We start from the raw sequence: 25,702 nt of genomic DNA, 5'->3' as shown, positions 1-25,702 counted from the left end.
CCAGAACTGCTGACCATTGATTCGGATCACCGTTTCGTCGAGCGCAACGTGATCCGGACTGGCATCGTCGGCCGGCTGTAGATCGGCCTTCTGCACCCAATCATGCACGGCTTTCCGTGACCGATTGACACCGAACTTCTCAATTTCTCGAATGGTATTCGAAAGTGATAGTCCAGACAGATGAAGCCGAATACCGAGTTTCATCAGCTCACTCGGAGTCCGCTCTCGCTCCACAAAATCTAACTCAATCCAGTCGCTATGACCGCTGAGGCGTGTGATTTCTGCCATAGATCAGCACAAAATCACCACGCCTCACTCTTCATGCTTAACTAAACACGACCGCCCGAACCGGCCGAACGCTTACTTCGGCCCGGCGCCATCCCCGAAACGTGATACCTGAGTCTCACGTCGACGTCTTCGAGTCGGAGTCGTTCGCGCACGTCTCCACGGTCGGTCCCGACGGCTTCCCCCACGTCACGCCGGTCTGGGTCGACCACGAGGACCGGGAGTACGTGCTGATCAACACCGCCCGCGGGCGCCGGAAGGAGAAGAACGTCCGGCACAACCCGAAGGTCGCGGTCTCGGTCTGTGACCCGGACGACCCGTACCGCTACGTCGCGGTGCGCGGCGAGGCCGAACTCACCGAGGAGGGCGCGAAAGAACACATCGACGAACTCGCCCAGCGGTACTTCGACGTCGAGGAGTACCCACACCACGGCGAGGAGTCGGGCCCGCGGGTGCTGATCAAGATCCCGACCGAGCGGATCATGACCAGCGGGTGAGCGGCCGAGGCTTCGACGCGTCTCGCCGGCGTCGGCGCCTTCGCCAAGCAGTACGGTTTTAGTGTTCGGCACGTGACTCCCGATAGCGTGAAGGGAAAGGAGTGGTACCAGGCCGACGACGTCGCCGAGGAGTACGACGCCAAGCGGTTCTCCCGCGGCGGCCGCCTGATCGACCGCCGGGAGAAGCAGGCGGTGCTCGACGCCGTGGGTCCCGTCGAGGACCGGAGCGTACTGGAGATCGCCTGCGGGACCGGCCGGTTCACCGTGATGCTGGCCGAACGCGGCGCGGATATCGTCGGGCTGGACATCTCCGACGCGATGCTGGCCCAGGGCCGCGAGAAGGCCCGACAGGCCGGCGTCGACGACCGCGTGGAGTTCATGCGCGGCGACGCCGCACGGCTCCCCTTCCCCGACGATCACTTCGACGCGGTGGTCGCGATGCGGTTCTTCCACCTCGCGCCCACCCCCCGGAAGTTCATGGCGGAGATGGCCCGCGTCTCGAAGGACCAGGTGTTCTTCGACACGTTCAACGACTTCAGCACGCGCGTGCTCTACAACCGACTGCTGCCGATGGGGTCACACCTCTACGGCCGCGACGAGGTCGAAGACCTCCTCGGCTCGGCGGACCTTGAGCTCGCCGACGCGGACCACGACTTCGTGCTCCCCTACGGGTTCTACCGGAAGATCCCCGACGCGATGGCGGGGCAGTTCCGGAAGCTGGACACGGCGATCGGAAGCTCGCCGCTGGGCGAGAAGCTCTGCTCGGTCAGCTGGTGGAACGCCCAGGTCGGGTAGCTACTCCTCGATGATCTCCCCGACGGCGAAGTTCGACTTCACCTCGGAGACCTCGATCTTCACTCGCTCGCCCACGTCGGCACCGGGGACGATGATCACGTACCCCCGCTCGACGCGGGCGATCCCGTCGCCCTGCTTGCCGATGTCCTCCACCTCGACGTAGCGCACTTCGCCCTTCTCGACGGGTGGCTGGGGCTCGCCCTCGCCGCCCGTATGCTGGGTGGTTGAGGTCGTCGTCCCGCCGCCGCCGTCGCCGTCCCCGTCGATCAGGGCGACGCGGTAGGTGTCGCCCGACTCGAGCGAGCCGCGCTCGATCTCGCGTTTGGGCACTTCGACGACGTACCGGTCGCCCTCCTCGCGGACTGTAGCACTGAACAGACAGAGTAGTTCGTCGGAGATCTCCATAGCTGAGACTCGAGTACGACCAGTCGGGCCTCCGTAATATGTGTACCGCTCTCACGGGGCGGTGAACTCGCGTTCACTCGGCCCGCTCGATCGAGGTTCCGTCCGCGTGTTTCGCGCCTTCGGAGTCGTGAACCACCACCTCGCCGTCGCCGACGTCGACCGGGTCGTACTGCTCCCGTAGCGCGATCGCCTCCTCCAGTTCCCTGACGGCGCGCTCTTTCAGCGCCGCGGCGAGGTCCTCGGCGTCGTCGCGGCTGATCTCCCGGCCCAGCCCTTCGCACTCGTGGGCGCGGACGAGCCCCTCGGCGTCGACGGGGTCGCCGGCCGGTTCGGCGGTGCCGTCGAGCGCGACGCTGAAGGGGTAGGTCTCACAGATCAGCGGCCGGTCCGCGTGCACCGTACAGGCCCCCAGGCCGTCCTCCTCCTCGTAGAAGGTGCAGTCGCCGCAGGCGTCGGTCTGGAGCGCCCACTCGAACGTCTCCCCCTCGGCGCCGTCGTCGCCCTCGGAGAGCCCGTAGGGCATCGGCCGCGCCACGTCGCGCCACTCGCGGTCGGCGTCGCCGGCCCGCTGGAGCGTCCGAACCTCGTCGGGGAACACGGTCGCCGTGTGCGGTTCGGTCTCGCCGTCGGGGGTCTCCTCCCGGGTACAGCAGGCGCCACACCGCGTGCACTCGAAGCCGAGGGACTCGACGGCGTCGGCGAGGTCGGCGGTGTCGAGCCCGCGGGCACGGTCGAGCTCGTCTTCTAGAGACACACCCGGGTTCGGTGACCGCGGGGGAAAACGTCGTCGGCGCGCTGTGGCCTCACTCCGGCCGGACGCGGCCGCTCTCGCGGTTCCAGTCCACCCGACCCTCGACAGCCAGTTTCTCGACGTGGGCCCGGACGGTCGCCTTCGCGAGGTCGCGCACGCCGGCGAGGTCCTTGTCGTAGGCGGCGTCGACGACCGAACCGAGGTCGCTCGCGCCGTTCCGAACCGCGTCGAGGACGGACCGCTCGCGATCCAGTCGGTGGCCGATCAGCCGGTCGAGGCTCGCCCGCGGCGCCGGCTCGCCGTCCATCGCCGGCCCGTGGCCCGGCAGCAGCCGGTCGGGATCACGTGCCCGGAGCCGGCGCAGCGAGGTGAGGTATGCCCGCAGGTCGCCCTCCGGCGCGCCGACGACGACGCTGCCCTCGGCGACCGCGAGGTCGCCGCAGAGCACGGTCCCGCCGAGTTCGAACGCGACGTGGTCGACGGCGTGACCCGGCGTGTCGAGCACCGTCACCGTGCCGGCGCCGGTCTCGATCTCGCTTCCCTCGGTGATCTGTCGGTCGGGGTCGACGCCCGTCGCGTCAGCGAAGCGTTCGGGGCGCCGGGCGAGCAGGGCCGCCCCGGTCTCGGCGGCGTACTCCGCGACGGCGCCGACGTGATCCGGGTGGGTGTGGGTGACCGCGACCGCGCCGATCTCGCGCTCGGCGACGAGCGAGTCGAGGCGACCCGTACGCCCCGCGGGATCGACGAGCAGCGCCGGCGAGTCGCCGACGACGTAGGCGTTGGTCGTACCGGTCGGCGCGCGCGTTTCAACTGGTACCGGGACGCGCTCGACGGGGAACTCCCCGACCATCAGTCCGCGCGACTGCCGGGGTCGAACGTTCGGGTCACGTCCACGTCGGCGTCGTCCGCGGTCGCGAACAGCGAGAGGTCCACGTCCGCGGCGTCGGTGGCCTCCTCGATCGAGTCGTAGGGGCGGGAGACGACGATGTCGCCCGCGCGGCCGTCGCTGACGCCCGGGATCGTCGCGAGTTCGTCCATCGACGCCGCGTTCACGTCGAGCGGGTACGGGACGCCCGTCACCGAGCGGTAGCCGTGGTCGACGATCGCCACGTCGATCGCTCGGCCGAGCTCCCGTTCGCCCGGGATCCCCACGAGCAGCGGGTAGGTGCCGAGCTGGCGGCCGAACGTCTTGCCGTCCTCGTGGTACTCCAGATGCACGTCGGGCAGCACCGTCCCGGGCGGGACGACGCGCTGGAGCATCGGGTTGTCGACCTGCTCGCGGACCTCGCGCTTGTACTCCTGGAACTGCTCCTTGTGCTCCTTGGCGATGTCCGCGCCCGTGTCGCCCATCTCCGTGCCGGCGAACGCCATCACCTGCCGGATGTTGATCCGGCGGAGCATCAGCCCCTCGTCGTACACCTGCCGCAGGAACCGTCGGTTGTGGTCGTACGTCTCCGGGCGCTCGCCCGCCAGCCCGTGGACGAGGTTGATCCCCGGCAGCAGTTTGGGGAGGCGGTTCTCGTCCGGCCGCCAGCCGCCGGCCTCGTTCACCACCCGCACTGCCTCCAGACACTCGTCGGCGGTGACGAGCAGGTTGTTCTGCTCCTGCACGACGGGGTCCGCCGACTCCAGGCCGAACGCGGCGGTGTCGCCGGGCGTGTTGTGCTCGGCGATGATCTCGATCGCCTCCCGCGACGCCTCGGGGTAGTCCGTGATCGTCACGGGGTTCATGTTGTCGAGGTGGAGCGTCTGCAGGTCCGGCGCCACCTCGCGGATCCCGCCGTAGAGCTCCTGGAGCGCGTCGGGGTTGGGCGCCTCGCCGTCGCCGCCGAACGCGAGGATGTCGGCCTGTCGGCCGAGCCGGAAGTGTTCGACGCCGTGGTCCGAGAGCCGGTCGACCTCCTCGACGACCGAGTCCGGCGTCCGGAACGCGGGGTTGCCGTAGAGCGGTTCGGTACAGAACGAGCAGCGGTAGGCACAGCCCCGCGAGGTCTCCATCTCCGCGATCAGGTAGTCGGGGTGGTTGGGGTGCTGTTCGACGACGAACGCGCCCTCGGCGGCCCAGCGGTCGAGTTCCGCGTTGTCGCGCATCCGGTCGTTGAACCCCTCCAGCCCGGAGTCGACGAGGTCGTACGCCGCGGCCTCGATGTCGCCCTTGGCGACGAACTCGTAGTCGAGGTCCTTGCGCTCCATCTCCTGGGCGCCGGCGTTCTCCTCGCCGACGCCGAAGCGGACGGGGCCGCCGAGCAGCGTGGTCCCCTTCGCGGTCCAGGCGAGTTCCTTCACCTCGTCGGGTTCGGCGGGAGTCCCGCCGACGTACTTGCCGGGGACGGTCATCCCGCCCACGTAGACGAACAGGTCGGCGGTCGACACGTCGCCCCACTTCATCCGGTCGTCCCGGAGTTCGTCGATCGTGTGGTAGGTGATCTGCTCGCGGGGGACGCCGGCGTCGACGAGCGCGCCGGCGGTGAACCGGGGGTAGGTGGAGACGTACGGCGGCACCCCGAAGTGGGCCGGCTCGTCGACGTAGCCGTCGACGATGGTGACGGAGAGCGTCTCGGGGTCGGTCATACCTCGGGTTGTCGGCCGAGGGGTAAAACGCGTGTGGTGCGGGGCGTGAGGGGGTCTCGGTGGGGTCGAGCGACTCAGTCCGCGCTCGCGGCCGTCGTGCCGTCGTCGGCGCCGACCGACGCCAGCGCGCCCTGCGAGTCCAGCGCCTCCTCCAGCAGTTCGGCCACGTCGACGATCTCGAGGTCGTCCTCGAAGCCGCCGGTCTTGCGGCCGTCCTCGAACATCGTCGTACACATCGGACAGGCGACGACGAACTTCTCGATCTCGCCGCCCGCGGCGGTGTCCTCGACGCCCTCGCGCAGGCGCTCCTCGCTGGGTTTGGGTTCGTCGTCGAACTCCATCCAGAGGCCGCCGCCGCCGCCGCCACAGCAGAACGAGTCCTCGCGGCTCCGGGGCATCTCGTGGAGCTCACAGCCCGTGGCCTCGATGAGTTGGCGGGGCGCCTCGTACTCGCCGTTGTACCGGCCGAGGTGGCACGGGTCGTGGTAGGTGACGGTGTAGTCCAGATCCGCGCCCGAGAGGTCGAGTCGCCCGGCGTCGACGAGGTCCGAGACGACCTGCGTCCAGTGGAACACGCCGATCTCGCCGTCGGCGTTCCACTCCTCGTCGTACTCGAACGGCATCACGGGGTCGTCGGCGAACTCCGCGAAGTCGATCTCGGGGTACTCGTTCTTGATCGTGTTGAACGAGTGGGGGTCGGTGCAGACGATCTGGTCGAACTCACACTCCTCGAAGGACTCGACGTGGTGGCCCGCGAGTTCGAGGTAGAGGAACTCCTCGCCGACGCGGCGGATGTCGTTGCCGTCGTGCTTCTCGTCGTCGAACAGGATCCCGTAGCTCACGTCCGCGGCCTCGAACACCCGGGCCAGCGCGCGGGCGACCTTCTTGTTGCGGTCGTCGAAGCTGGGGTAGTCGCCGACGTACCAGAGGTACTCGACCTCCTCCTCGCGGGCGTCGGTCACGTCGAACTCCAGGTCGTCCGACCAGTCGCCGCGCTTGCGGTTGGGGTCGCCGAACGTGTTGCCCTTCTGCATCACGTCCTGAAAGACGTCCTGCATCTCGGAGTTCACCTGGCCCGTGTCGACGAGCTGGCGGTTCATCTTCGTGAAGCTGGTCAGGTGCTCGATGTCGACGGGGCAGGCGTCCATGCAGGCCATACAGGAGAGGCAGGACTCCATCGTCTCGGCGGCGATCACCGACTCGCCGCCGTCGGCGACGATGTCGATCTCCTCGCCGCCGGCGTCGACCTCCTCGCGGTAGCTCTTCAGGTCGAGGATCACGTCACGCGGATCGAGGTTCCGGCCGGACGCGTTCGCGGGACAGACCGAGGAACAGCGCCCACATTTCGTGCAGGCGTCCTGGTCCAGCGTCTCGCTCCAGGTGAAGGAGTCGATGGACTCGGCGCCGGTGTCGGCGTCGAGGTCGGCCGGGACGGAGGGAAGGCGTGCGCCGGCCTTGTCGTCGCTGACGACCACGTTCGCGAAACTGGAGATCATGTGGAACGGCTTGGCGTAGGGGACGAAGGCGACGAAGCCGAAGGCGATCAGCGAGTGGGACCACCAGCCCCACCAGTAGAGCGCCTCGGCGCCGGCGGCGTCGATGCCGACGCCCTCGATCACCATCGCGACGAAGTAGCCGACGAAGCTCACGGTCTCGAAGTCGGGAAAGCCCGTCCCGCGAATGCGCAGGCCTTCGAGCAGGTAGCCGCCGATCCCGAGCGCGAACAGCGTCCAGACGAACGCGTCGTCCTCCAGGCTCGTGTGTCTGCCCCAGAGGCGCCCCTCGCGCTGGCTGTAGCGCTTGTAGATGGCCATGCCGACGCCGACGACGAACAGCAGCCCCATCGCGTCCATCACCAGCGAGTACGCGAGGTAGAAGTCGCCCTTGAAGAACGAGGCGCCGGTTACGATCTGGTACACGTCCATGTCGAACCCGAGGATGGTCGTCCCGATGAGCAGCGTCAGGAACCCCCACAGGATGAACGCGTGCATCAGCCCGGCGTACAGGTCACGGTCGAACTGGTTCCGGTTCGAGAGCACCGTGGTCGCGGCGTCGACGACGCGGCCCGGCAGGTCGTCCAGCCGCGGGAACGGGTCCTCCTTCGCCCGTGCGTAGCGCCGGAAGCGCTCGTAGACGCCGACGGCGAACACGAGGATCGCCGCCGCCGCGAGGAAGTAGAAGGCCGCCTTCCCCGTCGGCGAAATCGTCCAGAACGTCTCGCGCGTCTGTGCAAGCATACCCTGTGTGCTGCGGTGCCGTCACCTAAATGGTGCCGACTGCGAGCGACTGCCGGCGGCGATTCAGACCAACACGGACGCCGCCAACCCCGCCGCCAGCGCCAGCGCCGGCGCGTCGACGGCCCGGAACCGGATCCGCGGCAGCGTCGCGTTCCACGAGAAACACCGGGCTGAGAGCGCCATCGCGAGCCGGTCCGCCCGCGCGAACGCCCGGCGGAGCCCGGCCGCGCCGACGGTTTGGAGTCGTTCACGGGTGGGCCGCTCGTCGCCCAAGCGAGCCCGCTCGGCGTCGCGGATCGCCGCCAGATCCCGGCGAAGGAGGGGCAGGAACCGGAAGACGAGCCCCACGCCCGCACCCAGCAGTCGCCCCGGTTTCCCGGGGATCGCCCACTGCACCGCCGCGCGGGACTCGCGGGCCGCGGTCGTCCGGACGTAGCCGGCGGCGACGGCGACGATGAGCAGCGTCCGGTAGCTCGCGAGCAGCGGGTCGACGGCCGCCGCGAGATCGAGCCACGGCGGGCCGAGCGTCACCAGCTCGAACAGCACCGCGGCCGCGAGCAGCGGGAGGAGGAAGCGGTAGCCCCAGAGCACCGCGACGGGGGAGAGCCGGGCGCTCGCGAGTGCGCCGGCCGTAACGACGGTCAGCACCGCCAGCCCGCGCGGGTCGGTGTGGGCGAACGCGGCGACGGCGAAGGTCAACTGGACCGCCAACTTCGTCCGGGGATCGAGACGATGAGCGAGCGAGTCGCCGTGTTGGTAGCCGAGCATCGCTCAGCGATCCGGTACGCGCACGCCGTACTCGGTCAGTTCCTCGGTCGCTGCCTCCGGCCCCGCGTCGACGACCACCTCGCCGTCGGCGAGACAGACCACGCGGTCGGCGTCGTGGAGCACGTCCCGGAGGTCGTGCGTGACGACGATCAATCCCGTGCCGTCGGCGTGGAGGTCGCGCAGGCGGGCGAGCAGGCGCTCGCGGGCGGGCGAATCGAGGCCGGTGAAGGGTTCGTCCAGCACGAGGTGGTTCGGTTCCATCGCCAGCGCGCCCGCGACCGCGAGGCGCTCGCGCTCGCCGCCGGAGAGCGTCTCGATCCGGTCGTCCTCGCGGCCGTCGAGGCCGACCGCCTCGATCGCGGCCTCGACCCGGCGGTCGATCTCGTCGTGGGAGAGCCCGAGGTTCTCGGGGCCGAAGGCCACGTCGCCGCCGACGGTCGCGGCGACGAACTGGTCCCGGGGCTCCTGAAACGCCATCCCGACGGTGGTTCGGGCGGCGACGGGGTCCTCGCTCGCGACGGTTCCGTCGACGAGCACCTCGCCCGCATCCGGTTCGAGCAGGCCGTTCAGGTGGCGGACGAGCGTCGACTTCCCGGAGCCGTTCGGGCCACAGAGCACGAGGAACTCGCCGTCCGGGATCGTCAGGGAGACGCCGTCGACGGCGCGGGCGCCGTCGTACTCGTGGGTCAGGCCGTCCAGTTCGAGCACGTCAGGTCGCCTGCACCTCGTCGGAGCGTACGATGCCGATCGCGGCGGCCATCTTCACCGCCTCCGCCGGGACGAACACGAGGCCGGCGCCGACGATCGCGGCGACGAGGCTGGTGTCGAGGTAGTACCAGTAGACGGCGATCCCGAGCGCGTAGATCACGACCGTGCCGGCGGTCATCGCGCCGACCAGCCGCGGGAGCGAGACGCCCTCCGGATCGACGAGGCCGTTGACGCCGTGGACGACGGCGCCGATCAGTGCGGCCGCGAACGGGTAGGAGAGCAGGTACCCCCCGGTCGGGCCGAAGATCTCTGCCAGCCCGGCGCTGGCGCCGGAGAAGACGGGGGCGCCCAGCACGCCGGCCAGTACGTACAGCGCCATCGCGAACCCGCCCCACGCGGGCCCGAGGTAGATCCCGGCGAGGAACACGCCCAGCACCTGGGCGGTGACGGGGACGGCCGGGTTCAACGGGTTGGGGAACGAGACGAACGCGAACGCGCCCATCAGCGCTGCCAGCAGTGCGGCGCGGACGAGGTTGACGGCCACCTCGTCGCCGACGAGATCGACGGAGTCGGTTGCGGTAGACACGTCCGACGCTTCTCGTAAACTCACCTTAACGCTACGGTTTACGACCGGTTACCGTCGGCTACCCAACCCTTATTCGCGCTGGTCCCGTCGTTCCGGCAGTATGGACGAACAAACCGAGGAGCTCCGGGACCTGTTCGTCGAGACCACCGGCGAGGAGACGGTCACGGAGGATCAGTCCGAGGACCGCGGCGACCTCGGCGACGCGGTTTCGGCCGAGGAGGCCGAGGCGCGGGTCCGGGAACTGGTCGGCCGGATGCGCGAGCGCTACGAGTTCCAGTCGGGGCTCGACGACGGCGACCTGGTCCGGGTCGTGACGGGCTTCCACGCCGGCGAGGGCGACGCCGAGATCGCGGACGCCCTCGAAACCGACGAGGGGACGGTCGCCCTCGCGCGGCTGGACCTCCACCTCGTCCGGGAGGGGGACCGCGAGGCGCCGCTGTCGATGGACGACCTGCGGGAGCTCATCGTCGCCGACGTGCCCCTCGAGGAGCGTGTCGACCGGCTCGACGCGGACGCGGAGGCGGTCGAGCGCTACTCGCGGGTGATCGAGGCCGAGCGCCGCGCGACCCGCGCGAACCACCGGTTCACCGACGAGTTCGCCGAGCTACTGACCGACGCCGATCTCCGGGACAGCCACGCCGCCGACGCCCGCGAGTCCGGCCTGGAGGAGGCGGCCGAGGACATCGAGACCAACACCCAACTGTAGCCCGTTTTTGAAGTGCGATGGCGGGACCACCCCTCCCGTGTCCCGCGTCGCCGCCAGCGACCTCGGTCGCGCCGCGTACTGCCCGCGTCAACTCTACTACGCCCGGCAGTCGGACGACCGCGGGCCGCCCGCCGACGTCCGAGCCCGCCGCGAACTCGCCTTCCGGTACCCCGAACTCCGGGACGCGACCCGCGCCGATCTCGCCGACCGCCCGCTCGCTGTTCCGCCCGAGGAGTACCGCGAGAACCTCGACGCGCTCGCGGCCGGCGACCGCTGGGACCGCCTCGTCGATCCGGCCGTGCGCGACGCCACGCTGACCGGACAGGACTGTCGCGGCGTCGCGCACAAACTGCTCGCGGGGGACGCGAACGAGCCACCGATCCCGGTGCTCGTCTCGGGCGGCGTCCCGCCGCCGGAGGGGGTCTGGGAGCCCCACTCGGTCCGCGCCGTCGCGCTGGCGAAGGCGCTCGCGTGGGAGCGCGAGCGCGAGGTCCCCCGCGCGCTCGTGGAGTACCCCGCCGTCGGCGTCGTGCGGCGGGTCCGGCTGACCACCCGGAAGAAGGCGCGCTACCGGGAACTGCTTCGGACGGTCCGGAGCCTCGACGGGCCGCCGCCGCGGCTCGACGACGACGCCAAGTGCGAGTCCTGCGAGTACCGTGCGGACTGCGGGGTGAGAACGCGGTCGCTCCGGTCGCTACTCGGCCGCTAGTGCTCGGCCAGCCACGCTTCGACCGCGTCGGCTCCCCGGCCGCGCCGGTGGATCTCGTCGGCCCCGGGATCGACGACCGTGCTCTCGCCGCCCGGGAGCTCGCCGCCGTTGACGACGGCGCCGACGCCCTCGCGGATCGCGTCGTCGAGGTCGTCGGGGTGGGTGGCGTTCGCCTCGCCGCTGCGGTTCGCGCTGGTGGCGGTGACGGGGGCGAACTCATCGAGCAGCTCGAGGGCGAGTTCGTGATCCGGGATCCGGATGCCGACGCGGTCCCGCCCGGCGGTCAGCGCGTCCGGGACGTGGCCCTGCCGTTCGAGCACGACCGTGACCGGGCCGGGGAGGAACTCGCGCATGAACGCCTCCTCGCGCTCGGTCGCGACCACGTGTTCGAGCGCTTCGTCCACGTCGGGCACCGCCATCGAGAGCGGGTCGTCCCGCGATCGGCCCTTCAACTCGTAGACCCGTTCGACGGCGTCGGCGGCGATGGCGTCGGCGCCGAGCCCGTAGACGGTGTCGGTCGGGTAGACCGCCAGCTCGCCCATCGCGAGCATGCTGGTGGCCTGAACCAGGTCGTCGCGCATACCCGGAGTCGGGAGACGCGGGCGAAAAAAGCGCGCGGTCGAACACGATGCCGCCGTCGTCGACGCTACACGTCCTCGATCGCGGCCTCGACGGCGTCGTAGTCGGGGAAGTCGGGCCACTCGCTGGCGACCCACGCGTACTCGACGGTGCGGTCCTCGTCGAGCAGGAAGATCGCGGGCCGGTGCTCGGTGATCCCGGCCATGCCGTCGAGGTCGTGTTCGATGCCGTACTGCTCGGCGACGCCGGCGCCGGGGTCGGAGAACAGGCGCGCGCCGTCGGCGCGCTCGTCGAGCAGGCTGCCGTGCTCGTACGGCGTCGAGATGGAGAGGCCGACCACGTCGACCGCATCGGCCCACTCGCGGTCGTCGATCTCGTTCCAGACGTACGTGGCCGGGAACGCGCCGTCCATGGGGTGGGCGACGAGCAGGACGGGCCCCTCCGCGGTGAGTGACGAGAGCGAGCGGCCCTCCCAGAACGCCTCGTTCACCAGCGGGCGGGTGAAGTCGGGCGCGGTGTCGCCGACTTCGGGGTGGTCGGCCTCGGGGAGCTCGACGACGTCGAACTCCATCAGGCCTCACCCCCGTAGGTCTTCTCGAGGTACTCGACGATGTTGCCCGACTCCGACATCGTGAGCCCGGCGTTCTCGTCGACGATCGCCGGCACCGAGCGCTTGCCGCTGATGCGTTTGACCACGTCGCGCTCCGAGTGCATCGGTTCGACGAACCGGGAGCGGTAGTCGAGCCCGTACTCGTCGAGTTTCCGGACCACCCGTTCACAGAACGGGCAGGCCTGCAGCCGGTAGAGCGTGATCGGCGGTTCGTCGGACATACCCCGCCGTTTGGGTGCCCAGCGCCTAAAGTCGTCGGCGACGACACGTGGATGCCGGGGGAGCCCGCTGAACGACTGCAGAGCCCGCGTATGCCGCCGAGAGGGGAACGCTTAATCCGGACGCCGAACTACCCCGACGCGAAATGGGCTTGCTTCCCACGGTCATCCCCGCCCTTAGCAGGGGCGTTCTGCAAACCGCCTCGCAGGATGCCGACCCGCTCACCACCGCGTTAGGTGTGGGTATTCTGATCGTCCTCATCGGGTTCTCCGCGTTCTTCTCCTCCTCGGAGATCGCGATGTTCGGACTCGAGAGCCATCGGGTGGACTCCCTCGTCGACGAGGGGGTCCCCGGTGCCTCCTTGGTCCAGGACCTCCTCGACGATCCCCACCGCCTGCTGGTGACCATTCTCGTCGGCAACAACATCGCCAACGTGGCGATGTCCTCGATCGCGACGTGGCTGTTCGGCTTCTACCTCTCGGAGGGACAGGCCGTGCTGGCCGCGACGTTCGGGATCACGACGGTCGTCCTGCTGTTCGGCGAGAGCGCGCCGAAGTCCTACGCCGTCGAGCACACCGAGTCGTGGTCGCTCCGCATCGCCCGGCCGCTGAAGTGGGCCGAGCGCCTGCTCCTGCCGCTGATCATCGTCTTCGACTACCTCACCCAGACGATCAACCGCATCACCGGCGGCGGGTCGGCGATCGAGGACTCCTACGTCACCCGCGACGAGATCCAGAACATGATTCAGACCGGGGAGCGCGAGGGGGTCATCGACGAGGAGGAACGCGAGATGCTCCAGCGCATCTTCCGGTTCAACCAGACCATCGCCAAGGAGGTGATGACGCCCCGACTGGACATGACTGCCGTCCCGAAGGACGCCACCGTCGAGGAGGCCATCGAGGAGTGTGTCCAGTCGGACCACGAACGCGTCCCCGTCTACGAGGGGAACCTCGACAACATCATCGGCGTCGTGAACATCCGGGACCTGGTGCGAGCGGCCCACTACGGCGAGGGGGAGCCGACGCTGGACGACCTGGTGCAGCCGACGCTCCACGTTCCGGAGTCGAAGAACGTCGACGAACTGCTGGAGGAGATCCAGGACAACCGCCTCCGGATGGTGATCGTCATCGACGAGTTCGGTACCACGGAGGGGCTGATCACGATGGAGGACATGGTCGAGGAGATCGTCGGCGACATCCTCGAGGGCGACGAGGAGCAGGCGATCGAGTTCGTCGACGAGGACACCGCCCTCGTCCGCGGCGAGGTCAACATCGACGAGGTCAACGAGGCGCTGGGGATCGACCTGCCGGAGGGCGAGGAGTTCGAGACCCTCGCCGGCTTCATCTTCAACCGGGCTGGCCGGTTGGTCGAGGAGGGGGAGTCTATCGAGTACGACGGGATCCGCATCCGCGTCGAGCAGGTCGATACAACCCGGATCAAGCGCGCCCGGATCACGGTGACCGAGGAGTACTACACCGACGACGACGTCGAGGAGGAAGCGGAGTCTACCGACGCTGCCGACGTGGAGTAGGACTCTCGGGTCGACCGCGCGCGAAAAGCGGCGGTTCCCTCCGCGAGGTTCGTCGAGTCGCTCGGTGACTGCGGGACCGAGCCCCGCCGAAAAGGCCCTCTCAGGGCGAGAGGCGCTGGCGGTTCCGCGAAAACCGTCCCGCATCTCGCCAGGTCTTCGTCCTCCGGACCCAGACGCTGGCGATCTCGCGGGAACAGCGTCAGGCACACACCGGTCGCCTGTGGCTCCCGCTCGACAGTTGCTCCTTCGCCTAGGGGCTTAGTCGCTGCCTGTCCCGCGGGAACAGCACGGCTTCGCGGATGTTCTCCAGGCCGAGCATCGTCATCACGAGGCGCTCGCCACCCATCCCCCAGCCGGCGTGGGGCGGCATGCCGTACTTGAACATCTTGGTGTAGTACTCGAACTGCTCGGGGTCGAGCCCCTGCTGCTCGAACCCTTCGACCAGCTTCTCGTGGCGGTGCTCGCGCTGGCCGCCCGAGACCAGCTCCATCCGGGGGTGCATCATGTCGAACCCGGTCGAGAGCGTCTCGTCGTCGTCCTGGTCCTTGATGTAGAACGGCTTGATCTCGCTGGGCCAGCCGGTGATGAAGTAGAAGGTTCCCACGTCCTCGCCCAGCGCGCGCTCGGCCTCCGTCGAGAGGTCGTCGCCGAAGACGAGCTGCTCGTCGAGTTCGCCCGTGGCGTTGATGCGCTCGATGGCCTCCTCGTAGCTCAGGCGCGGGAAGTCGCCCTCGGGAACGTCGAAGTCGTCGTAGCCGAGCAGGTCGAGCTGCTCCTCGCAGTTCTCGGCGACGGCCTCGTAGACGGAGACGACGATCTCCTCGGCGGCGTCCATCGCCTCGTGGTGGTCGGCGAAGGCCGACTCGAAGTCGATCGAGGTCGCCTCGTTGAGGTGCCGCGGCGTGTTGTGCTCCTCGGCCCGGAAGATGGGGCCGATCTCGAACACCGTCTCGAGGCCGGAGCCGGCCATCAGCTGCTTGAACAGCTGGGGGCTCTGGTTCATGAAGGCCTCCTCGCCGAAGTAGGTGATCGGGAACAGCTCCGTGCCGCCCTCGGTGCCGGTGGCGACGATCTTCGGCGTGTTGATCTCGGTGGCGTTCAGGTCGCGGAACGTCTCCCGGGCGGCGCGCATGACCTCCGCGCGGATCTCGAAGATGGCCTTGACCTCGGGCTTGCGGAGGTCGAGCGTGCGGTTGTCCAGTCGGGTCGGGAGTTCGGCGTCGACCTTCCCGGAGGGGTCGAGCGGGAGCTCGGGGTCGGCCTCGGCGACGACCTCGATCGATTCGGGGACGAGTTCGAAGCCCGTCGGCGCCCGGGGCTCCTCCTTCACGTCGCCGGTGACGTTGATCACGGACTCGCGGTGGACGCCGAGGCCGGTCTCGACCAGCTCGTCGTCCATCTCGTCCTTCTCGAGTTTGATCTGGAGCTTCCCGCTCTTGTCCCGGAGGATGAGGAAGGCGATGCCGCCGAGGTCGCGGATCTCGTGGACCCAGCCGGCCACGGTGGCCGACTCGCCGGCGTCCACGTCCGCCGCGTAGGTTCGATCCTGCATGGGCGGTGGTTCGCTCGGGGCATCTTTAAACGCGGTGTTTCGCCGGCGAACGGCTGGCTCGGGCGGGATACGCGTTTCGGCAGTGTGCGACGAACTGGCGCACGCCTCCCCCGAAAGCGACAGAAGACATATGCCGTCGCCCCGAGATCGTCCGGGCGTGTCCCTCCACCGACGCGGTGCCCTCTCGATAGCGGCCTCGCTGCTCGCCGGGGGCTGTCTCGGCGGCATCGGCAACGACGACTGTACCAGCGGCGTCTACGTCGACGCCGAACCGTTCGACCCGGTTGCGGCGCTCGAGGACCGACTCCGTGAGCAGGAACGGGGCGTCGGCGCCGAGGCCGTCGAGAACGACGGCGCGCGCCGCACGACCTACGCGGGGGTGCCGTTCCGCGAGCCGACGCTGTTCCCCCACGGCGGCGCCTTCTACCGGATCAGCCGGGAGACCGTCGAATCGGTCGACGTGCCCGCCTTCGAACTCGACGCCGAGTGGGAGGAGGGCCAGTCGGCGCCGGCCGGGACCGAGGTGGTCCCGTTCGCCGACCTGCCTGAGAACGACCGTCGGGCGTTCCGGCTCGCGATGCCCGAGGAGAAGGGCGGGCAGTTCCCGGAGGGGTTCTCGGTCGGGATTTACCCCGCGCCGTACCCCGACGGCGGCGAGGGCTCGCGACTGATCGGCGAGACGACGTGGGTCGAGTGGGAGGACCGAGCGGTTCGGGTCGAGGTCGCGGGCGAGCGGACGGGCACGACCGAGCGCGTCACGTACGCGTTCGCGGCCGAACGCGTCGCCGCCGACGCCGCGGGGTTCCGGGCGTTCCTCGCCGATGCGTACCTCGTCGATCTCGCCGACGCTCCCGAGGCGCAACTGGAGATCCTGCGGAACGCCCGGGGCGAGGGGAGCTACGAGGAGTGTCTGCCGGCTTCGGACGCGCTCGCGGCGCTGCGTGACCGGTTGGACGACGAGGAGAAACTGCCCGAACCGTACCGGAACGACTGGTACGTCGCGTTCGAGGGTGAGCGCTCCCGGCTCTCGGTGTCCGAGTGGGTGGCCTAGGCGTCCTTGGCGCCGTCGACGGTCTCCGCCACCGCGTCGACACCCTCGTCGTGGAGCAGGTCGCCGACGACGACCGTGTCGGCGTGGTCGCCCATCTCCCGGGCGCTGCCGTAGTCGTGGATGCCGCCGCCGTAGAACAGCGTCGCGTCGTCGAGTTCCTCGGCCGCGGCGGCGACGACCTCGGGGTCGCCGTAGGTGCCGGAGTACTCCAGATAGACGATCTCCTGGCCGAACATGCGCTCGGCGACGCCCGCGTAGGCCGCCACGTCGTCGGCGGTCAGGTCGCAGTCGGCGTCGGTGTACTCCGCGACCGAGGCGTCGGGGTTGAGGACGACGTACGCCTCGGTGTGGGTGTTCGCCCAGTCGAGATCGCCGTCGATGCGGGCCCACTCCTTGTGGGCGCCGGTGATCCAGAACGGGTCGCCCGCGTTCAGCACCGTGGGGACGAGGTAGCCCGACAGCGCCTCGTGGTCGATCACGACGCCGGGGTTGGAGGGCTCCTGGTAGATCGGCACGTCGTGGGCCGCACAGGCGTCGACGACCCGCTCCATCTTCTCGCTCGTCATGTCCATCGTGCCGCCGATCTCGAGGGCGTCGGTGCCCGTCGCGGCCACGTCGTCGAACGTCTCGTCGTCCAGCAGCTCCTTGTCGGGGTCCACCTTCAGGACGTGGTCCCACTGCGCCCACGGGCCGGTCATGGGGTGCGAATCTTCGGTCCGCGGGTAAAAAGGGCGCGGACCGCCCCGGTCGCGGGCGGTGTGGGACCAGTTCGCTTATCTACGTGCCGGCGAACGGACAGGTATGCGACGACCCTCCCGCGCCGTGCTCGCCGGCGGCGCGACGACGGTGCTCTGGATCGGCGGCGTGCTCCTGACCCACGCGTCGGGCACGTCGTCGATCATCGAGGCGCTCAACACGCTCGAACAGGTGTCGGGGCTGCTGCTGACCGCGGGGATCCCCGGCGGCCTCGTCACGGGCGTGCTGGCCGACGAGTACGCGCCGCTGATGAAGGAAGGCTTCCTGGCCAGCGTCGGCGGCGCGGCGGCGGTCGTCGTCGCCGTCGGCGTCTACGGGATCGTGCTGTCGATGGTGCTGGGGTACGGCGCCGACTCGCTGCTCTCCTTCATGTTCACGGGACCGTCGATGTTCACGTTCTTCCTGCTGCTGCCGCTGCTGGCGATGGAGGGCGTGGTGTTCGCGCTGCTGTCGAACGCGGTCTGGGGGCGGTTGCGGCAGGGGGCGGTGGCGTAGTTAGGCGACGTCCACCGATCAGTCAGCCTTCGCCTGCCAGTCCCGCACCGACCCGGCACTGACCCCGTCCACGCTCGCCGCGAGGTCGTCCGGGTCGGCCTCCTTCAGCCCGGACACGTCCTCGATGCCGGCTTCCTCGAGCTTCTCGGCGGTCTTCTCGCCGATGCCCTCGACGGTCTCCAGCTCCGAGTTCGCCTCGCGGGCCTGGAACTCCCGGTAGTTACAGATCGGACAGCCCAGCTCCCACGGCTCGTCGTCGTCGCCGTGGACGACCAGGTGGGGGAGGTCGTGCTCCTCGCAGACCTCGTCGGTGACCTCGATCTCCCCGCGCCGGGGCAGCGGCAGCGAGTAGTCACAGTCCGGGTAGCGCGTACAGCCCACGAGCCGCGAGCCCGAGCGCAGTTGCTTGATCGCCAGTTCGCCGCCCTCCTCCTCCCCACATTCCGGACAGTCGCCGATGATCCGGTCCGCCTCCGCGTCGGCCTCCTCGGCCTTGCAGAGCGGACAGCCGTGGACGAACGTCTTCCGCCCGGCGAGCATCTTCACGTGGTTGAGCCCGTGCTCCTCGCATTCCTCGTCGAGGATCAGCGGCTTGCCCGTGGAGGGCAGGGGCAGCGTGTACTCGCAGTCGGGGTAGCCGTCACAGCCGACGAAGTAGCTGCCGTAGCGGGATTTCCGGACGAGCAGGTCCTCGCCACACTCCGGACAGGGACCCAGGATCTTGTCGGCCTTCATCGACTTGCGCAGGTGGTCGCCCACCTCCTCGCGGGACTCCCGGAGCTCCTCGAACACCGCGTCGAGCATCTCGCGGGACTCTTCGGTCACCTCGTCGAACCCCTTCTCGCCGGCGGCGATGGCGCGCATGTCCGCCTCCAACTGCGCGGTCATCTCCTCGCTCACGATGCGGTCGGCGAACTCCTCGGCGGCCTCGACGACCGCGTGGGCTAACTGCGTCGGCCGGGGTGGGTCGCTCTCGACATAGTTTCTATCGTACAGCTTTTCTATGGTATTATGTCTCGTGCTTTTCGTGCCGATCCCCATCTCCTCCATCGTCTCGATCAGCCGCGACTGGCCGTAGCGCCGCGGCGGTTGGGTCTGCTTGGCGTCGAGGTGCACGTCGCTGACCGCCAGCGCCTCGCCGCGCTCAACGTCCGGCACGACCGTCTCGTCGGCCGAGGAGTACGGGTACACCGAGTGGTACCCCTCCTCCAGCAGGCGCTTCCCGTTGGCCTTCAGCGAGAGGCCGCGCTCGCCGCCCGAGGGCAGCGAGACGTCGCCCTCAACACCGGCGACCACGCGCAGGTGCTCCCACGTCGCCGCGGGCGCACAGGTCGCGAAGAAGCGCCGCACGACCAGTTCGTACACCTCCCACTCGTCGTCGTCCAGATCCGTCGGCATCTCGCCGGTCGGGTGGATCGGCGGGTGGTCGGTGGTCTCCTCGTCGCCCTCGGTGGGCTCGATCTCCTCTTGCTCCAGCAGTTCCGCGACGCTCTCGCCGAAGAACGTCTCCGAGAACGCGTTCAGCAGCTCCTCGGGGTCCAGATCGTCCGGGTAGACGGTGTTGTCCGTCCGGGGGTAGGTGATGTAGCCAGCCGTGTAGAGGTCCTCGGCGATGCTCATCGCGCGCTGGGCCGAGTACCCCAGCGAACTCGCCGCGCGGATGAACTGCGTGGTGTTGAACGGCGCCGGGGGCTCGTCGGTCCGGGTCCGGCGGTTCACCTCCTCGACGGCGGCGTCGCCGGCCGACGCGAGCGCCTCGTGGGCGTCGTCGGCCGCCGATTCGTCCCAGATGCGCCGGGCCTCGTTGCCGTCGTCGTCGAGGTAGAAGTACTGCGCCTCGAACCCCGCGCCGCCCTCCTTCGTGAGGTCGGCGAACAGCTCCCAGTAGTCGTCGGGATCGAACGCCTGGATCTCGCGCTCGCGGTCGACCAGCAGCTTCAGCGTCGGCCCCTGCACCCGGCCGACGGAGATGAAGTCCTCGCCGAGCTGGCCCGCGGAGAGCGAGAGGAACCGCGTCAGGGCAGCGCCCCACACGAGGTCGACGGTCTGGCGCGCCTCCCCCGCCGCGGCGAGGTCGAAGTCGAGCTCGCCGGGGTTGTCGAACGCCTCCGTCACCTCGCGCTCGGTGATGGAGGAGAACCGCGCGCGCTCGATGGGGACCGAGTCGTCCACGTCCCGGACGATGTCGAACGCCTCCTTCCCGATCAGTTCGCCCTCGCGGTCGTAGTCGGTCGCGATGACGACGCGGTCGGCGTCCCGTGCCAGCCGGCGGAGCGCGGCGACGATGGCCTCCTGGGTCGGTTCGGTGTCGATCGGCGCGTCGATGAGTTCGTGGGGCTCCACGTCCCGCCAGTCGTCGTACTCCGGCGGGAAGTCGACGCCGACGACGTGGCCCGAGAGGCCGATGACGCGCGTGCCTCCCCAGCCGTAGACGTTGACGCCGTTGACCCGGTCGGCGTCGGCGGTCCCGTCGCTGAGGATGTCGGCGATGCGACGGGCCGCGTTGTCCTTCTCGGTGACGATGAGTTCCATTCGGTACCGGCGATAGGCCGCTCCTCGGCCTAAACGTTTCGCGCTCCGGGACCGGAAGGCAGTTCCCCGACGGCTTCCCACGCTCGCGTATGCGCGAACACGACCCCTCTCGCCGGACGATCCTCCGCCGCGGCGCCGCGGCGCTGGCGGCGACGACGGCGCTCGCCGGCTGCGCCGGCGGCGACGCCGCGACCGAGACCGGGAACTTCGACGGCGAAGTCGTCGAGGTCGGCCCGGACGGCCGGAACGTCTTCTCCCCCGGCACGAACGACCCGCTCCGCGTCGACGCCGGCACCAGCGTGCGCTGGGTCTGGCGCTCGGCTAACCACAACATCGCGGTCCGCGGGCAGCCCGCCGACGCGAACTGGGGCGGCGAGCCGGACATCCACCACACCGACCACACCCACGAGCACACCTTCGAGGTGCCCGGCGAGTACCACTACGTCTGTGAACCGCACGAGGGGATGGGGATGGTCGCCGACCTCGTCGTGGAGTGACGCTCCCCCGCCGCCTCCCTCGCCTCGGCGCGGTCGACCGGGAGTCCTACTGGGGCTGGGTGGCGGCGGCGCTGTTCCTCCTCCTGCCGGTCGACCTGCTCACGACGCTTCTGTGTGCGGCGGTCGTCGGCGCCGACGCCGAGGCGAACCCGTGGATGGCGTGGCTGTTGACCCAGCCGCTGTCGGTGCTGATCGCCGTCCACGTCGCCGTCGGTGCGACCGCCGTCGCGGGCTTCGCCGCCTACGAGGCGATCTCCCGGCGCTCCGAGCGCTTCGGCGACGTGATGCTCCACGCGGCGCGGGTGTATCTGGTCCTGCTGGTCGCGGTGGGCTTCCTCGTCTTCTGGAACAACCTCGCCGTGCTTCTCTTCCGCCGGAGCCTGTTCGCGATGGCCGGCCTGTGAGGTCGCCCGGTCCACTCCGGCCGACGCCGACCTACTGCTTCCCCAGCCGCCACCGGTCGATCAGCAGCGACACCTCGCCGTCCTCGACGCGGAACTCGACCGGCTCGCGTCGACCCGCGGAATCGACCGTCTCGTACCGATACGCCGCGTCGGCGCGCTCGTTCTCCCCCTCCTCGGGCGCCGGGAACAGCACCGTCTCGCCGTCTTTCAAGGGGTGGTCGAAGTCGACCCGGAGCGAACCGCCGTCCCGTTCGACGGTCGCGCTCATCACGCCCTCGTACGCCGCGTACTCGCCCGCGAGCCGCCGGTGGCGCCGACGCAGGCGGACGAACGGCACCGACTCGGGGTCCTCGCCCAGCACCGCCGCCAGGACGCCCTCGCCGACGGCGCCAAGCGGGAACGCCGGCGAGGTGTTCGACGCCAGCGCGACGCCGACCTGTTCGTCGGGGAGGAAGCCGAGATACGCCGAGGAGACGGTGATCGACCCCGAGTGCCCCAGCAGCGTGCGGTCGCCGAGGAACCCCTCGTCGCGGAACCAGCCGTAGCCGTACTGGCGGTCCGCCCCTTCGGTGTCGGGCGAGCGCCCCGGCACGTCGACGTACCCCTCGTGCGCTCGGGCGAGCGTGTCCGCGTCGAGCAGGCGCTCGCCCGCGGCCTCGCCGCCGTTCAGGTGGAGCCGGAGGTAGCCGGCCAACTCCGAGACCGACGCGAGGATCCCGCCGGTCGCCTGCCCGATGTCCCGCGTCGGGAGCGACGACGCCATCAGCCCCTCGTCAGTCTGCCGGTACTGGGTCATGTGGTCGTCGGCCATCGAGAACTCGTGGTCGTCGAACGTCGACCGGTCCATCCCCAGCGGCTCGAACACGTGTTCGGTCACGTACTCGTCGAACGGTTTGCCCGTCATTGACTCGACGGCTTCACCGAGCAGGGCGTAGCCCGTGTTGCAGTACGCGAAGCGCTCGCCCGGCGGGTCGACGCGCTCGGCGCCGGCGGCGTTCACGTGGGCGTAGAAGTCGTCGACGTCCCCCATCGCGATCCCGGGGTCCGGGAGGCGGAGTCGGCGAGCCAGCAGCGTCTCGCTCACGCCCAGCGAGGGGAGCCCCGAGGAGTGAGTCAGCAGGTGGTGGATGGTGGGTTCGGGCTCGTCGAACTCGACGGGGAGGTACGCCGAGATGGGGTCGTCGAGGTCGCAGATGCCGCTCTCGACCAACTGCAGGACCGCGACGCCGGCGAACGATTTCGTACAGGAGGCGATCCCGTACAGCGTCTCGGGGGTCGCGGGGCGGTTCCCGGCCAGGTCCCGGGAGCCGAACCCTTCGGCGTACACGGTACCGTCGGCGTCGGTGACGGCGACGCTCAACCCCGGCAGGGTCTCGTCGCGCACGACCCGGCGACAGAGCCGGGCGATCTCGCTGGCGTCGTCGGCGATGGACATACCGGCGATGGGGGCGCCGGGGCGAAGAAGGTGCGGGAGCGCGCCCCGATCGCCCGTTCCCGTAGTTCTTTGCCCCGTCGCACCCCACGCTGTCCCATGCCCGAGACCGACGACGACCTGGTGACGATGACGTGGGAGGACGCCGAGGACGCGTTCGAGGACGCCGATGCGGCCCTCCTCGGGACAGGGAGCGTCGAACAGCACTCCGTCCACCTGCCCGTCTCGGTGGACACCCTCCGCGCCGAGCACCTGACGGAGGAGCTGGTCGACGCCGCCGACGAGCACGACCTGCGGTTCGTCCGCCTGCCCACGCTCCCCTACGGGATGAGCGAGCACCACATGAACTTCCCCGGGACGATCACGCTCGACCCGCTGACCTACGAGGACGCGATCGTCCAGATCGGCGAGAGCCTCGCCCGCCACGGCGTCGAGCGGTTCGTGATCGTCAACTGCCACGGCGGCAACCGCGAGCCGCTCTCGAACGCTGCGGACCGGCTCGTCCGGGAGTACGGCCTCGCGACCCACTTCGTCCACTGGACGGACTTCGCCCGGGAGCGCCTGGAGGATGTGTTCGGCGAGGGCTGGGGCCACGCCGGCGACCACGAGACCAGCGTGATCGAGCACTACCGCCCCGATCTGGTGAAGGACGGAAAGAAGGAGCCGCAGGGCGCGAAGGAGATGCCCGAGACCGCCAGCTACGGCTACTTCGACCGGGTGACTGACCTCGGTGGACTGGGCGATCCGACCAACGCCGACCCCGAGGCGATGGCCGAGGTCATCGACCACGGCACCGAGCAGATCCTCGAAGCGTTGCAGGACGACATCGACGCCGGCTGGTAACCGATCACACGCCGGGCGAACCCTTAGGCGAGCACCCGCCGGAGCGGCTGTATGGTCACCGATCGCTCGGACCACCCGACCCCCGCGGAGCTGTACGACTGCCGGTTTCAGGACGACCCGCGCGACGACGTGTCGTTCTACCGCGACCTCGCCGTCGACGCCGGCGGCGCGGTGTTGGAGCTGGCCTGCGGCACCGGCCGCGTCCACCTGCCGCTCCTCGATGCGGGCGTCGACGCCACGGGAATCGACCTCGACACCGGCCGCCTCGCCCGCCTGCGCGAGCGAGCGACCGCTCGCGGCCTCGACGCCGACGTGCGGGAGGCGGACATGCTCGACTTCGAGCCGCGGCGGGCGTACGACCTCGTCCTCTGCCCGTTCAACACGGTGCAGCACGCCCGCAGCGTCGACGACCAGCGAACGTTGCTCGCGCAGGTCCACGACGCGCTCGCGCCCGGCGGCCAGTTCGTCTTCGACACGTTCGTCCCCTCCTTCGACGTGATCTGTGAGACCGACGGCGAGTGGCAGGAAGAGCCAGTCCAGTACGGGGGCCGCACGTACACCCACAGGTCGCGTTCGCGAGTGGTCGACAGCGTCGAACAGCAGTTCGAGGTCGAAACCGAGACCGAGGCGCCCCACGGTGCGGTCGTCCACGAGTCGTCCTACCGGCTCTCGATGCTCCCGAAGCAGCAGGTCGAACTGCTCGCTCGGGACTCGCCGTTCGATTCGTGGTCGGTCGAGTCCGGGTTCGACGGCGGCGACCCCGACCCGGCGGCGTCAGTGAGGCCTGGACGCTCCAGAAGCTGACGTAGCCCGATCCTGCGGTGTGTTTACAAGGGGTGGCGGGAAACCACCAGGCGATGGAGGGCGTCCTGTGGTACGTGCTCGCAAGCTCCCGGGGCGGCCACACGCGGGTCCGCGTCCTGCGGGCCATCGACGAGCGACCGCGGAACGCCAACCAGCTCGCGGACGCGCTCGACCTCGACTACACGACCGTTCGTCACCACCTCGACGTGCTCCAGGAGAACAACGTGGTGCGCAAGAGCGGCGACGAGTACGCCGCCGTATACCTGTTCACCGACCGCGTCCGGTCGAACTGGGACACCGTCGAGGAGATATTCGACACCGTCGATCCGGACGGCGACGACGCGGCCACTGGGGACCCCTGATTATGGACGAAATTCGGAACAAACGTATGTCGATGGAGAACCTCTGGAGGGACGCATGAGCCGCTGGCTCGACGTGGCCCGGATCGCCGCGGGCGTGAACGTCGTCCTGCTGCTGGGGCTGGGGAACGTCTGGCTCCGGAACTACCGGCGCCACGGCGCCAGCCACACGCTCGGGCTGCTGGTCGTCGGGGGGTTTCTCCTGCTCGAGAACCTCCTCTGGGTCGGGCTCTACGTGTTCCACGACGGCTTCGTGGGCTGGTTCGTCGCCACCACGCCGGACGTACAGATCGGGATGACGCTGCTCTGTGGGCTGGAACTGATCGCGCTGGTGGTCCTCGCACGGCTCACCTGGACCTGACCGGAACGGGCCCCGATCGGGGCGGTCGTCGAACCGCCCCGTTTGGGGAGGAATTTCGGACGGAGTTCGGAAAACCGCCATATCCCTCCCCTGAGACAGTGTAACACGCCCATGGACGTATCCAGACGAACACTGCTCGGAACCGTCGCTGTCGGGACCGTACTGACCGCCGGCTGTACCGGGAACTCGTCCCCGCCGGGCGGGGACCGAATGACGACCGAAACGGAGTCGCCGACGGCGACGGTGCAGGTCCGCTCCCACCCCGAGCTCGGCGGCGTGTTGGTCGGCCCCGAGGGGATGACCCTCTACGCGTTCGATCAGGACACACAGGGATCGGGGGAGAGCACCTGCTCCGGTGGCTGCCTGGAGAACTGGCCGGCACTGACAGTCGACGGCGAGCCCTCGGCGGGACGCGACGTGACGGCCGCGCTCTCGACGTTCGAGCGGGACGACGGGACGACGCAGGTGGCCGCGAACGGCTGGCCGCTCTACTACTTCACGCCCGACGAGGAGCCCGGCGACGCGACTGGGCAGGGCGCCAGCGACGCCTGGTGGGTGCTCCGTCCCGACGGCAGCCCGGTTCGGTCGACCGGAACCGACACGGGGAGCGGGGGGTCGGAGGACACGGCGACGCCGACGGACAGTCGCTATTGAGATCG

At 69.5% G+C, this 25,702-nt stretch carries 29 protein-coding genes and 1 pseudogene; 14 read left to right on the top strand and 16 right to left on the bottom strand.

The genetic code is table 11. The features are described from left to right. Positions 1 to 288 (bottom strand): annotated as a pseudogene (locus tag BMZ83_RS10965) (IS6 family transposase); the annotation flags it as partial. Between the two features lie 101 nt (positions 289 to 389). On the opposite strand from BMZ83_RS10965, the gene BMZ83_RS10960 reads away from it, so the two are divergent. Continuing rightward, positions 390 to 782 (top strand): PPOX class F420-dependent oxidoreductase, encoded by a 393-nt coding sequence (locus BMZ83_RS10960; RefSeq protein ID WP_074878589.1) that lies wholly within the window; start codon positions 390 to 392, stop codon positions 780 to 782. An 87-nt stretch (positions 783 to 869) separates the two neighbouring features. Beyond that, complete coding sequence (locus tag BMZ83_RS10955; protein ID WP_074878587.1) at positions 870 to 1,577, top strand: class I SAM-dependent methyltransferase; 708 nt, start codon at positions 870 to 872, stop codon at positions 1,575 to 1,577. On the opposite strand, the gene BMZ83_RS10950 is transcribed toward BMZ83_RS10955, so the two are convergent. The 8 genes from BMZ83_RS10950 to BMZ83_RS10915 all read right to left on the bottom strand — a co-directional run bounded on the left by BMZ83_RS10950 (position 1,578) and on the right by BMZ83_RS10915 (position 9,603). After that, positions 1,578 to 1,982: a TRAM domain-containing protein gene (locus BMZ83_RS10950; protein ID WP_074878585.1), complete on the bottom strand. Its 405-nt coding sequence runs from the start codon at positions 1,980 to 1,982 to the stop codon at positions 1,578 to 1,580. A 73-nt stretch (positions 1,983 to 2,055) separates the two neighbouring features. Further along, entirely contained in the window at positions 2,056 to 2,736 is a 681-nt protein-coding gene (locus BMZ83_RS10945) for a YkgJ family cysteine cluster protein (protein ID WP_074878583.1), read from the bottom strand. Between the two features lie 49 nt (positions 2,737 to 2,785). Further along, entirely contained in the window at positions 2,786 to 3,583 is a 798-nt protein-coding gene (locus tag BMZ83_RS10940; RefSeq protein ID WP_074878582.1) for an MBL fold metallo-hydrolase, read from the bottom strand. After that, entirely contained in the window at positions 3,583 to 5,304 is a 1,722-nt protein-coding gene (locus BMZ83_RS10935; RefSeq protein ID WP_074878580.1) for a radical SAM protein, read from the bottom strand. Before BMZ83_RS10935 ends, BMZ83_RS10940 begins: the two co-directional genes overlap by 1 nt. Positions 5,305 to 5,378: 74 nt before the next feature. Further along, entirely contained in the window at positions 5,379 to 7,541 is a 2,163-nt protein-coding gene (locus BMZ83_RS10930; protein ID WP_074878578.1) for a (Fe-S)-binding protein, read from the bottom strand. A gap of 63 nt (positions 7,542 to 7,604) precedes the next feature. Further along, positions 7,605 to 8,309 carry an energy-coupling factor transporter transmembrane component T family protein gene (locus BMZ83_RS10925; protein ID WP_074878575.1) on the bottom strand — a complete coding sequence of 235 codons (705 nt, stop codon included), beginning with the start codon at positions 8,307 to 8,309 and terminating at the stop codon, positions 7,605 to 7,607. A 3-nt stretch (positions 8,310 to 8,312) separates the two neighbouring features. Next, on the bottom strand, positions 8,313 to 9,017 hold the full coding sequence (locus BMZ83_RS10920) for an energy-coupling factor ABC transporter ATP-binding protein (protein WP_074878573.1): 705 nt from the start codon (positions 9,015 to 9,017) through the stop codon (positions 8,313 to 8,315). A gap of 1 nt (position 9,018) precedes the next feature. After that, positions 9,019 to 9,603: a biotin transporter BioY gene (locus BMZ83_RS10915; protein WP_074878571.1), complete on the bottom strand. Its 585-nt coding sequence runs from the start codon at positions 9,601 to 9,603 to the stop codon at positions 9,019 to 9,021. 100 nt (positions 9,604 to 9,703) lie between these two features. Between BMZ83_RS10915 and BMZ83_RS10910 the strand changes: the two genes are divergently transcribed. Next, positions 9,704 to 10,309 carry a conditioned medium-induced protein 4 gene (locus tag BMZ83_RS10910; RefSeq protein ID WP_074878569.1) on the top strand — a complete coding sequence of 202 codons (606 nt, stop codon included), beginning with the start codon at positions 9,704 to 9,706 and terminating at the stop codon, positions 10,307 to 10,309. Positions 10,310 to 10,346: 37 nt separating this feature from the next. After that, entirely contained in the window at positions 10,347 to 11,018 is a 672-nt protein-coding gene (locus BMZ83_RS10905; protein ID WP_074878566.1) for a CRISPR-associated protein Cas4, read from the top strand. On the opposite strand, the gene BMZ83_RS10900 is transcribed toward BMZ83_RS10905, so the two are convergent. The 3 genes from BMZ83_RS10900 to BMZ83_RS10890 form a co-directional block, all read right to left on the bottom strand. After that, positions 11,015 to 11,599 (bottom strand): L-threonylcarbamoyladenylate synthase, encoded by a 585-nt coding sequence (locus tag BMZ83_RS10900; protein WP_074878564.1) that lies wholly within the window; start codon positions 11,597 to 11,599, stop codon positions 11,015 to 11,017. The two genes, BMZ83_RS10905 and BMZ83_RS10900, sit on opposite strands and share 4 nt — an antisense overlap. Before the next feature lie 65 nt (positions 11,600 to 11,664). Next, positions 11,665 to 12,171, bottom strand: coding sequence for a redoxin domain-containing protein (locus BMZ83_RS10895; RefSeq protein ID WP_074878562.1), 507 nt, complete (start codon positions 12,169 to 12,171; stop codon positions 11,665 to 11,667). After that, positions 12,168 to 12,428, bottom strand: a complete 261-nt coding sequence (locus BMZ83_RS10890; RefSeq protein ID WP_074878560.1) for a glutaredoxin family protein — start codon at positions 12,426 to 12,428, stop codon at positions 12,168 to 12,170. Before BMZ83_RS10890 ends, BMZ83_RS10895 begins: the two co-directional genes overlap by 4 nt. Positions 12,429 to 12,571: 143 nt before the next feature. Here BMZ83_RS10890 and BMZ83_RS10885 point away from each other — a divergent pair, with 143 nt between their 5' ends. Further along, positions 12,572 to 13,957: a hemolysin family protein gene (locus BMZ83_RS10885; protein WP_074878558.1), complete on the top strand. Its 1,386-nt coding sequence runs from the start codon at positions 12,572 to 12,574 to the stop codon at positions 13,955 to 13,957. Between the two features lie 250 nt (positions 13,958 to 14,207). On the opposite strand, the gene aspS is transcribed toward BMZ83_RS10885, so the two are convergent. Continuing rightward, positions 14,208 to 15,509, bottom strand: coding sequence for an aspartate--tRNA(Asn) ligase (gene aspS / locus BMZ83_RS10880; protein ID WP_074878556.1), 1,302 nt, complete (start codon positions 15,507 to 15,509; stop codon positions 14,208 to 14,210). 157 nt (positions 15,510 to 15,666) lie between these two features. Between aspS and BMZ83_RS10875 the strand changes: the two genes are divergently transcribed. Beyond that, positions 15,667 to 16,560 (top strand): hypothetical protein, encoded by an 894-nt coding sequence (locus BMZ83_RS10875; protein WP_079990163.1) that lies wholly within the window; start codon positions 15,667 to 15,669, stop codon positions 16,558 to 16,560. Here the strand turns inward: BMZ83_RS10875 and BMZ83_RS10870 are convergent. Beyond that, positions 16,557 to 17,258: a phosphoglycerol geranylgeranyltransferase gene (locus BMZ83_RS10870; protein ID WP_074878552.1), complete on the bottom strand. Its 702-nt coding sequence runs from the start codon at positions 17,256 to 17,258 to the stop codon at positions 16,557 to 16,559. The two genes, BMZ83_RS10875 and BMZ83_RS10870, sit on opposite strands and share 4 nt — an antisense overlap. A gap of 103 nt (positions 17,259 to 17,361) precedes the next feature. On the opposite strand from BMZ83_RS10870, the gene BMZ83_RS10865 reads away from it, so the two are divergent. After that, complete coding sequence (locus tag BMZ83_RS10865) at positions 17,362 to 17,811, top strand: hypothetical protein (RefSeq protein WP_074878550.1); 450 nt, start codon at positions 17,362 to 17,364, stop codon at positions 17,809 to 17,811. A gap of 18 nt (positions 17,812 to 17,829) precedes the next feature. Here BMZ83_RS10865 and BMZ83_RS10860 read toward each other — a convergent pair whose 3' ends face one another. Next, the gene (locus BMZ83_RS10860; protein WP_074878548.1) at positions 17,830 to 20,343 is read right to left on the bottom strand and encodes a DNA topoisomerase I; all 2,514 of its coding nucleotides are present in this window, start codon (positions 20,341 to 20,343) and stop codon (positions 17,830 to 17,832) included. 89 nt (positions 20,344 to 20,432) lie between these two features. On the opposite strand from BMZ83_RS10860, the gene BMZ83_RS10855 reads away from it, so the two are divergent. Together BMZ83_RS10855 and BMZ83_RS10850 are read left to right on the top strand one after the other, a co-directional pair. Continuing rightward, positions 20,433 to 20,840 (top strand): plastocyanin/azurin family copper-binding protein, encoded by a 408-nt coding sequence (locus BMZ83_RS10855; protein ID WP_074878546.1) that lies wholly within the window; start codon positions 20,433 to 20,435, stop codon positions 20,838 to 20,840. Then, the gene (locus BMZ83_RS10850) at positions 20,837 to 21,244 is read left to right on the top strand and encodes a hypothetical protein (protein WP_074878544.1); all 408 of its coding nucleotides are present in this window, start codon (positions 20,837 to 20,839) and stop codon (positions 21,242 to 21,244) included. Before BMZ83_RS10855 ends, BMZ83_RS10850 begins: the two co-directional genes overlap by 4 nt. A gap of 31 nt (positions 21,245 to 21,275) precedes the next feature. On the opposite strand, the gene BMZ83_RS10845 is transcribed toward BMZ83_RS10850, so the two are convergent. Next, the gene (locus BMZ83_RS10845; protein ID WP_074878543.1) at positions 21,276 to 22,679 is read right to left on the bottom strand and encodes a serine hydrolase; all 1,404 of its coding nucleotides are present in this window, start codon (positions 22,677 to 22,679) and stop codon (positions 21,276 to 21,278) included. A gap of 96 nt (positions 22,680 to 22,775) precedes the next feature. On the opposite strand from BMZ83_RS10845, the gene BMZ83_RS10840 reads away from it, so the two are divergent. The 5 genes from BMZ83_RS10840 (at position 22,776) to BMZ83_RS10820 (ending at position 25,697) form a co-directional block, all read left to right on the top strand. Further along, a complete protein-coding gene (locus BMZ83_RS10840; RefSeq protein ID WP_074878541.1) occupies positions 22,776 to 23,519 on the top strand; it encodes a creatininase family protein in 744 nt (247 codons plus the stop codon). A gap of 51 nt (positions 23,520 to 23,570) precedes the next feature. After that, entirely contained in the window at positions 23,571 to 24,323 is a 753-nt protein-coding gene (locus BMZ83_RS10835) for a class I SAM-dependent methyltransferase (RefSeq protein WP_079990162.1), read from the top strand. 53 nt (positions 24,324 to 24,376) lie between these two features. After that, positions 24,377 to 24,685 carry a winged helix-turn-helix domain-containing protein gene (locus BMZ83_RS10830; RefSeq protein ID WP_074878539.1) on the top strand — a complete coding sequence of 103 codons (309 nt, stop codon included), beginning with the start codon at positions 24,377 to 24,379 and terminating at the stop codon, positions 24,683 to 24,685. A 55-nt stretch (positions 24,686 to 24,740) separates the two neighbouring features. Beyond that, positions 24,741 to 25,043 (top strand): hypothetical protein, encoded by a 303-nt coding sequence (locus tag BMZ83_RS10825; RefSeq protein ID WP_074878537.1) that lies wholly within the window; start codon positions 24,741 to 24,743, stop codon positions 25,041 to 25,043. 210 nt (positions 25,044 to 25,253) lie between these two features. After that, on the top strand, positions 25,254 to 25,697 hold the full coding sequence (locus tag BMZ83_RS10820; RefSeq protein ID WP_206674353.1) for a COG4315 family predicted lipoprotein: 444 nt from the start codon (positions 25,254 to 25,256) through the stop codon (positions 25,695 to 25,697). Positions 25,698 to 25,702 lie beyond the last annotated feature (5 nt).

The sequence above is a fragment of the Halolamina pelagica genome (assembly GCF_900115675.1).
Classification (GTDB): domain Archaea; phylum Halobacteriota; class Halobacteria; order Halobacteriales; family Haloferacaceae; genus Halolamina; species Halolamina pelagica.
The sequence above is the reverse complement of the archived record's forward strand: the minus strand, read 5'-3'. Positions and strand labels throughout refer to the sequence as shown.

Coding starts and splice junctions, on each gene's coding strand:
- BMZ83_RS10830 (WP_074878539.1), top strand. CDS start 24,377: ATGGAGGGCGTCCTGTGGTACGTGCTCGCAAGCTCCCGGGGCGGCCAC.
- BMZ83_RS10865 (WP_074878550.1), top strand. CDS start 17,362: ATGCGACGACCCTCCCGCGCCGTGCTCGCCGGCGGCGCGACGACGGTG.
- BMZ83_RS10835 (WP_079990162.1), top strand. CDS start 23,571: ATGGTCACCGATCGCTCGGACCACCCGACCCCCGCGGAGCTGTACGAC.
- BMZ83_RS10935 (WP_074878580.1), bottom strand. CDS start 5,304: ATGACCGACCCCGAGACGCTCTCCGTCACCATCGTCGACGGCTACGTC.
- BMZ83_RS10885 (WP_074878558.1), top strand. CDS start 12,572: ATGGGCTTGCTTCCCACGGTCATCCCCGCCCTTAGCAGGGGCGTTCTG.
- BMZ83_RS10870 (WP_074878552.1), bottom strand. CDS start 17,258: ATGACCGGCCCGTGGGCGCAGTGGGACCACGTCCTGAAGGTGGACCCC.
- BMZ83_RS10940 (WP_074878582.1), bottom strand. CDS start 3,583: ATGGTCGGGGAGTTCCCCGTCGAGCGCGTCCCGGTACCAGTTGAAACG.
- BMZ83_RS10930 (WP_074878578.1), bottom strand. CDS start 7,541: ATGCTTGCACAGACGCGCGAGACGTTCTGGACGATTTCGCCGACGGGG.
- BMZ83_RS10860 (WP_074878548.1), bottom strand. CDS start 20,343: ATGGAACTCATCGTCACCGAGAAGGACAACGCGGCCCGTCGCATCGCC.
- BMZ83_RS10825 (WP_074878537.1), top strand. CDS start 24,741: ATGAGCCGCTGGCTCGACGTGGCCCGGATCGCCGCGGGCGTGAACGTC.
- BMZ83_RS10845 (WP_074878543.1), bottom strand. CDS start 22,679: ATGTCCATCGCCGACGACGCCAGCGAGATCGCCCGGCTCTGTCGCCGG.
- aspS (WP_074878556.1), bottom strand. CDS start 15,509: ATGCAGGATCGAACCTACGCGGCGGACGTGGACGCCGGCGAGTCGGCC.
- BMZ83_RS10855 (WP_074878546.1), top strand. CDS start 20,433: ATGCGCGAACACGACCCCTCTCGCCGGACGATCCTCCGCCGCGGCGCC.
- BMZ83_RS10890 (WP_074878560.1), bottom strand. CDS start 12,428: ATGTCCGACGAACCGCCGATCACGCTCTACCGGCTGCAGGCCTGCCCG.
- BMZ83_RS10950 (WP_074878585.1), bottom strand. CDS start 1,982: ATGGAGATCTCCGACGAACTACTCTGTCTGTTCAGTGCTACAGTCCGC.
- BMZ83_RS10925 (WP_074878575.1), bottom strand. CDS start 8,309: ATGCTCGGCTACCAACACGGCGACTCGCTCGCTCATCGTCTCGATCCC.
- BMZ83_RS10910 (WP_074878569.1), top strand. CDS start 9,704: ATGGACGAACAAACCGAGGAGCTCCGGGACCTGTTCGTCGAGACCACC.
- BMZ83_RS10900 (WP_074878564.1), bottom strand. CDS start 11,599: ATGCGCGACGACCTGGTTCAGGCCACCAGCATGCTCGCGATGGGCGAG.
- BMZ83_RS10820 (WP_206674353.1), top strand. CDS start 25,254: ATGACGACCGAAACGGAGTCGCCGACGGCGACGGTGCAGGTCCGCTCC.
- BMZ83_RS10840 (WP_074878541.1), top strand. CDS start 22,776: ATGCCCGAGACCGACGACGACCTGGTGACGATGACGTGGGAGGACGCC.